Source organism: Salmonella sp. SAL4457, from assembly GCF_046548235.1.
Lineage (GTDB): Bacteria > Pseudomonadota > Gammaproteobacteria > Enterobacterales > Enterobacteriaceae > Salmonella > Salmonella enterica.
This window is the reverse complement of sequence record NZ_JBGDZO010001455.1, coordinates 1-231: the sequence shown is the minus strand read 5'-3', so window position 1 is coordinate 231 and position 231 is coordinate 1. Positions and strand designations below refer to the sequence as shown.

Genomic DNA, 231 nt, shown 5'->3' with positions numbered 1-231 from the left:
GAGAAAGCCCCGGAAACCGCGGCGAACTTCAAGGAGTACGTGAAAAGCGGCCACTACGACAACACCGTCTTCCACCGCGTGATCAACAACTTCATGATCCAGGGCGGCGGTTTCGAGCCGGGCATGAAGCAGAAGCCCACTCGCGCACCGATCAAGAACGAAGCCAACAACGGCCTGACCAACAAGGTCGGCAGCATCGCCATGGCTCGTACCATGGACCCGCATTCGGCC

General features: G+C 59.7%; 1 protein-coding gene. It reads left to right on the top strand.

Going from position 1 to position 231, the window contains the following annotated elements; translation table 11 throughout:
* The coding region (locus tag ACLJNW_RS29000) for a peptidylprolyl isomerase (RefSeq protein ID WP_410962137.1) at positions 1–231 on the top strand (231 nt) is incomplete at both ends.